The 12,511-nt window shown below is 37.3% G+C and carries 11 protein-coding genes; 4 read left to right on the plus strand and 7 right to left on the minus strand.

Annotation, left to right across the window (positions count from 1 at the left end; translation table 11 throughout):
* Positions 1 to 27: 27 nt before the first annotated feature.
* Together secA and LUA90_RS11105 are read right to left on the minus strand one after the other, a co-directional pair.
* Positions 28 to 3,330, minus strand: coding sequence for a preprotein translocase subunit SecA (secA, locus tag LUA90_RS11100; RefSeq protein ID WP_231490996.1), 3,303 nt, complete (start codon positions 3,328 to 3,330; stop codon positions 28 to 30).
* A 133-nt stretch (positions 3,331 to 3,463) separates the two neighbouring features.
* Entirely contained in the window at positions 3,464 to 3,763 is a 300-nt protein-coding gene (locus LUA90_RS11105) for a hypothetical protein (RefSeq protein WP_231460346.1), read from the minus strand.
* Positions 3,764 to 4,010: 247 nt separating this feature from the next.
* On the opposite strand from LUA90_RS11105, the gene LUA90_RS11110 reads away from it, so the two are divergent.
* From LUA90_RS11110 to LUA90_RS11120, 3 genes are all read left to right on the plus strand, one after another.
* The gene (locus LUA90_RS11110) at positions 4,011 to 4,745 is read left to right on the plus strand and encodes an intradiol ring-cleavage dioxygenase (protein WP_231460347.1); all 735 of its coding nucleotides are present in this window, start codon (positions 4,011 to 4,013) and stop codon (positions 4,743 to 4,745) included.
* 66 nt (positions 4,746 to 4,811) lie between these two features.
* Positions 4,812 to 5,315, plus strand: coding sequence for a hypothetical protein (locus LUA90_RS11115; RefSeq protein WP_231460348.1), 504 nt, complete (start codon positions 4,812 to 4,814; stop codon positions 5,313 to 5,315).
* 5 nt (positions 5,316 to 5,320) lie between these two features.
* Entirely contained in the window at positions 5,321 to 6,013 is a 693-nt protein-coding gene (locus tag LUA90_RS11120) for a hypothetical protein (RefSeq protein ID WP_231460349.1), read from the plus strand.
* A gap of 73 nt (positions 6,014 to 6,086) precedes the next feature.
* Here LUA90_RS11120 and LUA90_RS11125 read toward each other — a convergent pair whose 3' ends face one another.
* From LUA90_RS11125 to LUA90_RS11140, 4 genes are all read right to left on the minus strand, one after another.
* A complete protein-coding gene (locus LUA90_RS11125; protein ID WP_231460350.1) occupies positions 6,087 to 7,040 on the minus strand; it encodes a Smr/MutS family protein in 954 nt (317 codons plus the stop codon).
* 69 nt (positions 7,041 to 7,109) lie between these two features.
* Entirely contained in the window at positions 7,110 to 8,696 is a 1,587-nt protein-coding gene (locus LUA90_RS11130) for a DUF1501 domain-containing protein (protein ID WP_231460351.1), read from the minus strand.
* Positions 8,693 to 10,261 (minus strand): DUF1800 family protein, encoded by a 1,569-nt coding sequence (locus tag LUA90_RS11135; RefSeq protein WP_231460352.1) that lies wholly within the window; start codon positions 10,259 to 10,261, stop codon positions 8,693 to 8,695. The genes LUA90_RS11130 and LUA90_RS11135 overlap by 4 nt, the downstream gene beginning before the upstream one ends.
* Positions 10,262 to 10,356: 95 nt before the next feature.
* A complete protein-coding gene (locus LUA90_RS11140; RefSeq protein WP_231460353.1) occupies positions 10,357 to 11,403 on the minus strand; it encodes a 3-oxoacyl-ACP synthase III family protein in 1,047 nt (348 codons plus the stop codon).
* A gap of 120 nt (positions 11,404 to 11,523) precedes the next feature.
* On the opposite strand from LUA90_RS11140, the gene LUA90_RS11145 reads away from it, so the two are divergent.
* Positions 11,524 to 11,805 carry an ATP-dependent Clp protease adaptor ClpS gene (locus LUA90_RS11145; protein ID WP_231460354.1) on the plus strand — a complete coding sequence of 94 codons (282 nt, stop codon included), beginning with the start codon at positions 11,524 to 11,526 and terminating at the stop codon, positions 11,803 to 11,805.
* A 94-nt stretch (positions 11,806 to 11,899) separates the two neighbouring features.
* Here LUA90_RS11145 and LUA90_RS11150 read toward each other — a convergent pair whose 3' ends face one another.
* Entirely contained in the window at positions 11,900 to 12,499 is a 600-nt protein-coding gene (locus LUA90_RS11150) for a thioredoxin family protein (protein WP_231460355.1), read from the minus strand.
* Between the last annotated feature and the right edge of the window lie 12 nt (positions 12,500 to 12,511).

Genomic DNA, 12,511 nt, shown 5'->3' on the forward strand with positions numbered 1-12,511 from the left:
GCTATATTATCTAAAGGTGAAATTTGATTACAAATTTGCGCCGTGGCAGTTTTTGTATTTCTTACCGCTACCGCAAGGGCATGGCTCGTTACGCCCGATTGCTGCTTCTTTACGGATTGGCTGTTGTTGAATTGGCTCACGCGTATCGCCTAACTCTAAACCTGGTTGCTCTGCACCAAACTCTTGTTTTGTGGTTTGCAATTTAGGCTGCTTTACCGGAGCTGGTGCTTCTCTAACCTGATCTGGCTCTTGCTGAACCGGGATACCACCTTTATATAAGAAACTTACAACCTCTTTATTAACTGCATTAAGCATGTTTTTAAATAAGTTAAAAGCTTCCATTTTATAAATCACTAATGGATCTTTTTGTTCGTAAACCGCGTTCTGAACAGATTGCTTTAAATCATCCATTTCGCGTAAGTGCTCTTTCCAGCTATCATCAATTAGGGCTAGCACAATTGTTTTTTCGAATGAACGAACAACTTCTTTTCCCTTATTATCAATTGCCTTTTTCAAATCTACAGCAACCTGAATACCACGGATACCATCAGTAAAAGGCACTACAATTTGCTCAATGTGCTCTCCACGTTCTTCAAAAACCTGTTTTAATACCGGCATTGATTGCTCAATTATTGCATCTGATTTACGGGAGTAGAAAGCTTCCGCTTCCTCGAATAATTTCTCGGTTAAGGTTGCGATATTTGTTGATGAAAATTCCTTTTCAGTAATTGAAGTATCAACAGAGAAGTTTTTAATTACTTCTAATTTAAAACCCTCGTAGTTTGATTCTTCTTTGTATTCGGTTACAATATCTTCAGCAACATCGTAAACCATGTTATTCATGTCAACATCTAAACGCTCACCAAATAATGCATTTTTACGTTTTGCATAAATTACCGTACGTTGTGAGTTCATCACATCATCATACTCTAACAAACGCTTACGAATACCAAAGTTATTTTCTTCTACTTTTTTCTGTGCACGCTCAATTGATTTGGTAATCATCGAATGCTGAATAACTTCTCCATCTTCAATGCCCATACGAACCATAATGCTTGAGATTCTTTCTGAACCAAATAAACGCATTAAGTTATCTTCTAATGAAACAAAGAATTGAGATGAACCTGGGTCACCCTGACGACCTGCACGACCGCGTAACTGTCTATCTACACGACGAGATTCGTGACGCTCGGTACCTACAATTGCTAAACCACCGGCTTCTTTAACGCCTGGCCCAAGCTTAATATCCGTACCACGACCAGCCATGTTGGTTGCAATGGTAACCGTTCCGGCCTGACCGGCTTCCGCCACAATATCAGCCTCTCTTTGGTGCATCTTAGCATTTAATACATTATGCTTAATGCCACGAAGCTTAAGCATTCGACTTAACAACTCAGAAATTTCAACCGAAGTTGTACCAACCAATACTGGTCTGCCGGCTTCTGTTAGTTTTACAATTTCATCAGCTACTGCATTATATTTTTCGCGAACTGTGCGGTAAACATAATCTTGCTCATCTCTTCTAGAAATATTTCTGTTAGTAGGAATTTCTACTACATCTAATTTGTAGATAGACCAGAACTCACCTGCTTCAGTAGTTGCTGTACCCGTCATACCGCAAAGCTTGTGGTACATACGGAAATAGTTTTGTAAGGTTACGGTAGCATAAGTTTGCGTAGCATCTTCAACTTTAACATTTTCTTTAGCTTCTATTGCCTGGTGTAAACCATCAGAGTAACGGCGACCATCCATAATACGGCCGGTTTGCTCATCAACAATTTTAATTTTTCCTTCGTCGATGATGTATTCAACATCAATTTCGAATAAAGTATAAGCTTTTAATAATTGATTTACCGAGTGGATACGTTCTGCCTTAACAGAATAATCACGCATTAAAGCATCTTTCGTTGCTACTTTTTCATCCAATGGTAAATCAGATTTTTCCAGCTCAGCAATTTCAGTACCTACATCAGGCAATACAAAGAAATGAGGATCCTCACCTGATTGGGTAATCAATTCGATACCTTTCTCCGTTAACTCAACCTGATTATTTTTTTCATCGATATAGAAGAACAATTCAGAATCTACCTTAGGCATATTCTTCGATTGGTCTGCCATGTAATAGTTTTCCGTTTTTAATAGTAAACCACGAACGCCGCTTTCGCTTAAAAATTTAATTAAAGCTTTGTTTTTAGGCAAACCACGGTAAGCACGTAATAAAGCTAAACCACCTTCGCCTTCTTCTGTACCACTATTACCTGCGTTGATTAATTTTTTAGCCTCATTTAATGATTGCGTAACATAAGCCTTTTGAGCATTTACCAATCTTTCTATTCTAGGTTTTAACTCGTAAAATTCATGCTGATCGCCATGCGGAATAGGTCCGGAAATGATTAATGGTGTACGGGCATCATCAATTAAAACTGAATCGACCTCATCAACCATTGCAAAGTGAGGTTTGCGCTGAACCAGCTGATCTGGTGTTTGCGACATATTGTCACGCAGGTAATCGAAACCAAACTCATTATTTGTTCCGTAAGTAATTCCAGCCGCATAAGCCTTTCTTCTTTCTTCAGAATTTGGCTCATGTTTATCAATACAATCAACACTAATGCCGTGGAATTCGAATAAAGGTCCGTTCCATTCACTATCCCTACGAGCAAGATAATCATTTACCGTTACAACATGCACGCCTTCGCCTGCCAAAGCATTTAAATAAGCAGGAAGCGTACTTACTAAGGTTTTACCCTCACCAGTAGCCATCTCGGCAATCTTACCGCTGTGCAATACAATACCGCCAATTAACTGTACATCGTAATGAACCATGTTCCATACAACTTCAGTACCTGCAGCATCCCAGCGATTTGCCCATTGTGCTTTATCGCCCACAATTTTTACATTGTTCTTGCGTGCTGCGTAATCTCTATCAAACTGCGTTGCGGTAACCTCTAAATAATCGTTTTCACTTAACCTACGAGAAGTTTCTTTCACTACAGCAAAAGCTTCTGGTAAAATTTCCAGCAATACCTTTTCTAATTCGGTATCGCGGTCTTTACCTAACGCATCAACCTGCTCATACAAAGCTGTTTTTTGATGAAGCTCTAAATCTTCTTGCTCTGCTTCAGCTTTAAGCGCCGAAATTCTGCTATCAATCTCTTCTAAAAAAGAAGAAATTCTGCCTTTAAATTCTATTGTTTTAGCACGTAGCTCATCATTGCTTAAAGAAGATAATTTTGCATATTCTTCATTTATTTTTACAACTAATGGCTGTATGCCTTTTATATCTCTTTCCGATTTACTTCCGAAAACCTTCGCTAAAAATCCTAACATTATGTTTTATTGGTATTTATTTAAAAAATGGTGTGTTACAACAACTAAGCCACAACTTGCATTAAGTCATTTTGGCTGTTAGCTGCATAAAATGATGAAAGATCTTAAATTAAGATCTGCTTCGAGGAAGATACTACGGACTATTATTCTTAGGTTTTTTCCTAATGGATAAATCAGAAACTATTTGATTTACAGTAATATATTTTGCAGCTTTTAATGGCGCTTGAGTTCCAATTAAAGCTAAGCTACTGTAAGAAAGCAAATATGGATTGCGGTCTTCGTTGAGCTGAACAGATGCCTTACCTGCGGCATTTATAACAATAATGTGTTCAGTGCAATATTCGTTTAATATCCTGAGCCCTTCAACACGCTCGGCTTTGGCCAAATGCGTTAAGCTAAAAAATACAAGGGATATGGTAACGAGGTGCTTCATTATTTAGCGGCAAAGCTACTTTTATTCTTTTATAAAATGAAATTTCATCTTCGCAAAAACTATACCTCTATTTATTAACTCATCTTGGATAGTCATTGTGATGAAAACAACCTAGAACAGTAAAATCCTGCGAATCTTCTATTTAACTTATTTTAACAACGAAAAACATTCTTTCATATATATATTTGTTACAAGCATTACATGTCTAAAGAAGCGCTAACCAGTAAGTTAATAAACCGAACAATATATGGAAAGGAAAAATTTTATCAGGAGTTTAATGGTTGGAGCAATCTCAACGCCTGCAATAATCGAAGCTTGTAAAAAAACAAGCTCAAGCGATGGTACTAATGCAGCGTCAGGTTCTGGTAGCGCTGGTACAACGACCAGCACAAATGGCACCTGCACAGTTGCACCTACGGAAACTGAAGGTCCATTCCCAACAAAAGTTCCGGCATCTTACGTTAGAAGCGACATTACAGACGGACGAAATGGTTACAAAATGACCGCCAAAATTAACATTGGCAATCTAAATAATAGTTGTGCCGCATTAGCCGGAGCAATTGTAGATATTTGGCATTGTGATGCAGAGGGAAATTATTCTGAATACGGAGGAACAGGCATGCAAAGCACAAATTACCAAGCCGTTCATTTTCTACGTGGAAGGCAAATTACCGATGCAAATGGCTTGGTAACCTTTACAAGTATCTTCCCAGGATGGTATAACGGCCGTGCAACTCATATTCACGTTCATGTTTATAACGCGGCAGGCATTTCTTTAAACGTAACACAAATTGCCTTTCCCGAAGGTGCAGGAACATCAGTTGCTTTAGTTAATGGTTACAATAAAGGTTTAAGCGGTTATACCTACAATAATGCTGATAATGTTTTTAGTGATGACAAGACCGGTGTACAAATTGCTACTGTTACCGGTACAATAGCTACCGGTTTCGATTTAGCATTTAAATTAAATGTAAGAGCATAACTTATAATTGTTTGTTTATTTTTATGCAGCGTTGAGATTAACTTCTCAACGTTTTTTTATGCACAAATGATGTCAGAAAAAATAATTACCCTGTGTTATCGGAAAATAATTGATGTAACAAATATTAACCCTTGGGATAAGTTTGTACATGAGGATAGTTTTGCAGAATTTAAAATGCAAGCTCAATTTTATAATCAGGGAAATATATACCCTACTTTTTCTGAGCTTTTGATAAATGTGCCCGAAGCCAAAAAGCTTCATTTCTTGGTTGGCGGCGCAATTGTAGGTTATATTCAGCAGCTAAATGGTATTATACCAGATGTATTAGACAATTTAGGCAGACGCTTTTTAGTTTTTGAAAACTTTAGGTTTGAAATTATAAATTCGGATATAAATGACATTAATAAGCATAAAATTGCACTAAACTTTTTTTCAAAACCTTTAGTTTTACACCAAACTTTTGGAGAACATTTACTTATATCGCAGTTTGCAGAAAATGAGGAAAAAGAAATTTTCACAAATTTATTTAAGCTACAGCCTTTTGTAAGTATTCACTCCATAAAAAACTAAACATATTGGAAAAGCCCGGTAAAATTTATTTAGCAGATCAACGTGGATTAATTGAAAATTCAAGTATAAGAAGATATTGCACATTCAATTTTGAAAGCTATTTTAATGAGCATAGAACAGCTTTCGAAAACTTATTTATTTGTAATGATGATTCTATTGCTGCAGGAAAACTCAATTTCTATTTAGCCAAACAAAACTCTTTGCATTTATTTATCCCAATTACTGGCGGCATTGACATTGTTGCCAAAAACAAGGAGTTTTCTGTTGAAACGGGGCAGGTTCAACTACTGAGTTTAGAGAAAGGTGAAGTTTTAGAAATAAGCAATCCTTACCAAAATGATGTGGTTAATTATATCCATCTAGGTATGCTAAATGATGATTTTATATTCTTTAAAGATCAGCAATTTTCTTTCGATTTTGATAAAAACCCTAACAAATTAATTGATATTATTTCGGGCTATAAATTTCCTTTTAAACTTAGTGCAGGCATCTTTGCGGGTAGAGAAGCGGTAATTTATAACCTTTTGGAAAAGGATAATTTTTTTTATGCGTTTGTTGTAGATGGTGCTTTTGAAATTGAAGGCCGATTAATGCATGGCCGCGATGGTTTGGCCTTGTGGGCTACCGAGAATATAGAAATTGAAGCACTTAGCAATAATGCAATTGTTGTTACCCTGGAGTTATTTCCATTGATTTAGCGAAAAATATTATTCATAGTTTTAAAGGCGCAGGGTTTGCATTAGGGATAACGAACGCCGCCACTAATCTAAATTATTTAAAAACTACTTCGGTTGCGCCATAACCAAACTTTTCCTTTCTTGCATCCATATAAGTTTTGATATGCGGATTTTTGCTTATCAATTTATGGATTTTATCCCTCAAGGTACCATTGCCAATACCATGTATAAAAATCATTTTATCAAAATGATGAACAATCGCTGCATCTAAAGCATTTTGAAAATGGGATAATTGAATTTGTAAGATTTCATCAGTTTCTAAAAAATGATGATCGTCTCTTAGTTTTTCGATATGCAAATCAATTTCCTTATTAGGCACATCGACAGTTCTTTTTTCTGAAGGAGATTTAAAGAAGCTTTCTTTTAATTTTTGAGGATCTATATTTACTGAGGCCAATTCATCCAACCGAATTAACCAGCCTTTTTGCTTTAAACCAGGTAATTCCTTCTGTTCAGAACTAAAATCTTTTGCTCTGAATTTTTTAGTTATCACCAATGGCTCCAAAGGTTTTACATCAGCTTTGCTGAATACTATAAATTGAAAGGTAAACTCCGGCCACATATCCAATTCGGATAGGGAAGCAGAATGTACCATTGCTGATTGGAAATTTTGAATAATCCCGTGATAAAGACCTGTATATTTTTCTTTTCTTTCAGTAGTTAAACTTACAAGTAAAGTATTTGGAGATTGATTTTGTAAATGAAAATGAACCACGCTGCCGGCTTTTCCATCTGCTGCAACAGCGATATAAATTCCGTTTTCTATCTTGTGGATTGATGGTGCATTAACCTGAATTGGTTTTGGCGCATCTTGCTCTTCGGCAACAACACCGTGGCCATGAACCGAGGTTAAATTACTTATGGCAACCGGAATTTCGAAGCCATCTTCATCAGTTACACCCAAAGTTTGCGCATCAATTATTTTTGTAACATAGCCCTCACGTTTTTCATCTACAAAACGTACAAAATCACCAAGATTAAACTTCATATTAAGATATTTCTGAAAATCAATCATCCTAAATAAAACGATTGGATACAAAAGTACCTAATTTTTAGCTTAGGAAACGATTAGCATGTTTCTTACTTGCTGCAATTCTCCATTTTGTAAGCGGGCATAATAAACCCCTGGCGCAAAATGCTGGTTTTCAAAATTGATATTATACGTGCCTTCATCTTTTACAGCATCAACAACGGTAGCCATTAATTTACCCATGGTATTAAACACCTGAATTAAAACATGACCACCTTTTGAGGTGTATTTTATGGTAGTGGTTGTGGTAAAAGGATTTGGGTAATTACTGATTAAACTTTCGCCACTTAACCGGTTAGTTTGCGCTAAATTGGTAGACATACAATTGGTGCCGGCCTGAATAAGCGGCAGCGATTGGAAATTTTTTAGCATAACGCTTGATAAGGTTGCTTTATCTACGCAGAACCAGTTCTCTAATAATGTTGCATAAACCGAACGGAAATCATACTGCATCGGGATATTATCATTCACAGATGTTGCGGCGGAAATCGTTGGATTTTTACCTAAAACCCCGCCCTGAATAGCATCTCCAAAAACAATTAAGGGTGCTGCAGCACCATGGTCTGTTCCGTTACTTGCGTTTGATTTTATCCTACGCCCAAATTCTGAAAAAGTCATACCGGCTACTCTTTTTGATGCACCAAGACCTTTTAAATCGTCCATAAAGGCTTTAATGGCATCACTAACTCTTTGCAACAAAACAGCATGTGTTCCGGTTTCGGTTGAGCCCGTATTTACCTGTGCTGCATGTGTATCGAATGAGCCAATATTTACCATGTACAAACGGGTTTTTAAACCTCCGGCAACTAATCTTGCCACAACTTTTAGCTGGTCGGCAAGCGAATTATTTGTTGGATATGCACCTTGCTTGGTTACTTTGCCTGCGGCTGCTTTAATTACCGAAGCGTATTGTTGTGTTTGTTGTGAAACCTGACGGATGTAGGTTAGCTCTTTACCTGCGTTTGAATTTGGTGCAGGCGATTGAATGCCATTTATTAAATTATAAAAATTAACCGGGTCTGAAATTGCCATACCCATATTTACCGAAGGACCTTGAAAAGCGGGTGAAATAAATGAACCGATTTGAATGGCCAAAGGATCGGGCATTACTGTGTTTGGATAACCTATCGGAAAATTTGTATATTCTTCGCTTAAATATCTGCCAGCCCAACCACTTTCTATGGTTTGGTCAGCATCTGATGCAGAAAGCCAAATATCTGTAGCCCTGAAATGGCTAAAATTTGGTTGCGGATAACCTACTGATTGAATAACCTGAACTTTACCATCATCGTACAAACCTGCCAAACCCGACATAGATGGATGTATACCCGTGTTAAAACCAGAAAGCTTTATAATTTTATTTTGTGGAAGAATAATATTGGGGCGAGCCAATGTAAGGTTATCGTATTGATCTAAAGGTAGAATCATGTTCAAGCCATCATTACCGCCATTTAGCTGAATAATAACCAGTACATGGTCTGTTTCTTGATTAGCGGCCGTAATTGCCGATAACAAACTGGACGCACCAAATGCCTTCAACGAAAATCCACCGATTAAGGAAGGAAGCACTACGCCGGCTGGCATTGCCTTAGTTAAAAATTCCCGTCTTTTCATGATAGCTGATACTCTTCAAGGTTCATAATGTATTTATAAAACTCCTGTAAACGGGTTTGTACAATTGCAGTTTTTGCAGTAGTTGGGGCGGCTTTATAATCGAGCCAGGCGGTGGTCCAATAGGCATCAGTAACCTGGTTACTTAACAAAATACTTTTCAAAAACTTCTTTACGTCGGCACTTACATCAATGGTGTAAAGATGCGCCAATGCTTCATCGAGTAAGATATTTGGGTCTTCTGGTTTACTAAATTTAGAGGTGTAAGCAATTGGGTCGATAACTATTTTTTTCCCGTTTCGGGTATAACCCGTACTAATGAATCTATCGGTAAAAACGTTTCGCTTTGGTAAGGTATCTGAGTTTATCCAAAGTTCGTAAAACTGAGGTATTTGATAATAAGCCGGCCAACCGGAAACATTAGGCGGATCGGCCAGATTTTGCTGTAGGTTAGATGCTGTGCTGCGCAAATAATCACTCATGTAATAAACATTCACATAATCACTGGCATCAGGAAAAACGATTTCAAATTCGCGGGCCAAACCCACAACAAAATCAACCGGTGCTTTAATATTACAAGAACGATTTTGTGCTAAAAAGAAATGATTGCTGGTAAACAAAACCTTCAACACTGGTTTTATTTCATAATTGGCATTTCTAAATATTTCGGCCAAAGGCGTAATAAAGTTCGCCTCTACATCTGCTGTAATATCATAGTAAACAAAAAACCTGTACAAGCGCCTGCAGATATATTTGCTAACTTCTACCTGCGCAAAAATCATATCAAGTAAATCGTCAACTTCTTTTGCACCATCTGTACCGGTTCTCCCTTTAATTAATTTATTTCCATAAAATGATGAAAACTGTTTATCAGTAATATCGTGCCTGCTTGTGTTAAATACCGAAGTGATATTTGTGCTATCTAAAGTAAAACCAGTTAACAATCGGGCGGCAGCCTTAACATCGGCTTCTGTATATTTAGAATCCGGCCCTTTGCCTAAAGTAAAAAGCTCTTGTAACTCCCGGGCGTAATTTTCATCGGGTGCTGTTCTGGTACTGGCATATCCATTTAAATAGCGCAGCATTGCAGGGTCGATAGTTACCTGCTTGGTTAAGATTTTGAAATTGCCCATTGCATTGCTCCGCAGCAAAGCATTATGTTTGTAGATGTATCTGGCATCATCAACCATATCGGCTTCTGTTGCAAAATGATTGTGCCAAAATAAGGTAAGTTTTTCGCGAATAGATGCCGGCTGATTTAACATTTGTGTAATCCACCATGCTTTGAAAGAAGCAACTCTTCTACTATTGGCCGTTCCATCTGTATATGGCGCTGTTACCCACGTTTGCCCCGCTGGAACATTTGCGTCTGTGTAAGCTGTGTCGTTGTAATTGTTTACCGGAGGATTTGGTAGCGGTAAATCTCTTAATAAAAAATCAACAACCTGAGCAACAGATTGCCCGACAAAACCAGCTATATCACTTCTTTTAGCTCCGAATAAGGTACGTTTTAGTAGATGATTTAGTTCTTTTGCCCCGAAATTTCCTGCGTAAATGTCTATCGCCATGCAAATTATCTTGAAACAACATAAAATTATAAATTAATATGCTGGTTTTCAGTTTTTTTACACGAAATGTCAAAATTTAGTTACCAAACCTTTTTTTACCAACGGATAAGCGCACTTGCCCAAGTAAAACCCGAACCGAAAGCCGCTAAACAAACTAAGTCTCCATCTTTAATTTTACCAGCTTCCCAGGCTTCGCAAAGTGCTATCGGAACAGAGGCAGCAGTAGTATTGCCATATTTTTGAATGTTATTAAAAACCTGGTCATCTCTTAAGCCAAGTAACTGCTGCACATATTGGCTTATGCGTAAATTAGCCTGATGCGGCACTAACATATCAATATCTTTCTCCGTTAGCTTATTTGCGGCTAAAGCTTCTTTAATTACTTCAGGAAATTTAACAACCGCCTTTTTAAAAACCGATGGACCATCCATGTAGGGTAAAGCCGCTCCGCTTTCCAAAATTTCTGGTGTCATAAACAAACCACCCAATTCTTGTTCAGGAAAAGCCGGTTTATCTTTCATCCACTTATTGGCATGAGAACCTGGATAATACATTGCCAAAATTTCGGCATCTGCACCATCACTATGCAAATGTGTACTCAGTATTCCTTTACCAGGCGCATTAGTTGGTTGCAAAACCACAGCTCCTGCCCCATCACCAAAAATTACTGAAACATTTCTACTGCGGGTTTCAAAATCCATAGCGAATGAATGCTTTTCACTACCAACAACCAAAACGTTTTTATACATGCCGGTTTTAACAAACTGATCGGCTACAGAAAGTGCATAAACAAATCCCGAACATTGGTTGCGGATATCCAGTGCGCCAATTTCGCCCATGCCCATTTCTCGTTGTAATAAAACACCACAACCCGGAAAATAATAATCAGGGCTTAATGTTGCGAAAACAATAAAATCCACGTCTTTTGCCGTAATTCCGGCTCTTTCTAAAGCAATTTTAGAAGCTTCAATCCCCATTGTGGTGGTTGTTTCTTCATTCCTATCTGCAAAGCGGCGTTCTTTAATACCTGTTCTTTCTTGAATCCATTCATCGCTGGTTTCCATAAAACGGCTTAAATCATTGTTGGTGTATACATTTTTAGGAACGTAGTAACCTATTCCGGCAATTTTGGATTGGTGCATGTTATTATATATTGGTTAATCAAAGCTAATCATTTATTGGTTAAGGTATTATTATTCACCAATGAACAAAATCTTGATACTTGATACTAAATACTTAATACTAATGTTTATTTTTGCCAAATGTCTACAGAAACAAAAGAAGAGACCTTTACGCTCGAAGAAATTTTAACTTCCTTAAAAACTGTACATCGTTTAATTTTATGGAATGATGATGTAAATACTTTCGAGCATGTAATTTATTGCATGATGAAATATTTAGACTATAACGAATCTCAGGCAGAAAAAATTGCCTGGAAAGTGCACAACGACGGTAAATGCCCGGTTTTAGAAGGTTCTTTTACGGAGATGGAAGTTTACAGAAAAATTCTACAACAAGAAGGATTAACGGTTTCTGTAGATTAGATATATATAAATCTCATCGTTATGCCAAAGTTGTTTCATCATCCCTCACATTAAGTATTAATTTCAACAAATTGCGGCTACCGGTTGATTTGGCTTAATTCTTTAATCCTTTAAAAAGCTCCGCTAATTCCGCCTGCGTAGTTAAAGTTTTATCCTTAGCGTACCAGCCATGAAGCCTTTCAGCTAAAATAGTCATCTCTGTAGTTTCCTGTTTCCATTCTTTTAACAAGCCTTGCAAAATTTTTGGCCTTGGTGCCCATGTTGCTAAAACTTTATCAGCAGTTTCATTTAAAATAATTAAAACCGGAATTGCCCTGCCACCATTGGTTAAGTGCGCATCAATCAAGGGTAGGTTTTTATCCCGCAAAACAAATTTTAAATCAATTTTACCCAGAGATGCTGTCGCAATTTTATTAAAAACGGGAACAATTTGCGCAGCATCACCACACCAACCTTCGGTAATGACCAAGAATTTATAATTTATTTTAAAGCTCCCGATAATATTAGATAAATCTTCAGTTAAACTAACTGTTTTATCAACTCTGTTCATTCGTTGCACATTCATTTTAGTGTAGTGCAAATCGTAACTAACATCACCTGTAGCTTTACCTTCCAATAACAGTTGCTCTACCAATGCTCTGTAAGATTGGTAGTCCATGCCTTGTTCGTTGAAAATTTCGCTGTAGTTAATCATGATATTTATAGA

The sequence above is a fragment of the Pedobacter sp. Leaf170 genome (genome assembly GCF_920984665.1).
Classification (GTDB): domain Bacteria; phylum Bacteroidota; class Bacteroidia; order Sphingobacteriales; family Sphingobacteriaceae; genus Pedobacter.

Excerpts from the sequence above, each read along its gene's own strand:
- secA (WP_231490996.1), bottom strand. The coding sequence starts at position 3,330 with ATGTTAGGATTTTTAGCGAAGGTTTTCGGAAGTAAATCGGAAAGAGAT.
- LUA90_RS11105 (WP_231460346.1), bottom strand. The coding sequence starts at position 3,763 with ATGAAGCACCTCGTTACCATATCCCTTGTATTTTTTAGCTTAACGCAT.
- LUA90_RS11110 (WP_231460347.1), top strand. The coding sequence starts at position 4,011 with ATGGAAAGGAAAAATTTTATCAGGAGTTTAATGGTTGGAGCAATCTCA.
- LUA90_RS11115 (WP_231460348.1), top strand. The coding sequence starts at position 4,812 with ATGATGTCAGAAAAAATAATTACCCTGTGTTATCGGAAAATAATTGAT.
- LUA90_RS11125 (WP_231460350.1), bottom strand. The coding sequence starts at position 7,040 with ATGAAGTTTAATCTTGGTGATTTTGTACGTTTTGTAGATGAAAAACGT.
- LUA90_RS11130 (WP_231460351.1), bottom strand. The coding sequence starts at position 8,696 with ATGAAAAGACGGGAATTTTTAACTAAGGCAATGCCAGCCGGCGTAGTG.
- LUA90_RS11135 (WP_231460352.1), bottom strand. The coding sequence starts at position 10,261 with ATGGCGATAGACATTTACGCAGGAAATTTCGGGGCAAAAGAACTAAAT.
- LUA90_RS11140 (WP_231460353.1), bottom strand. The coding sequence starts at position 11,403 with ATGCACCAATCCAAAATTGCCGGAATAGGTTACTACGTTCCTAAAAAT.
- LUA90_RS11145 (WP_231460354.1), top strand. The coding sequence starts at position 11,524 with ATGTCTACAGAAACAAAAGAAGAGACCTTTACGCTCGAAGAAATTTTA.
- LUA90_RS11150 (WP_231460355.1), bottom strand. The coding sequence starts at position 12,499 with ATGATTAACTACAGCGAAATTTTCAACGAACAAGGCATGGACTACCAA.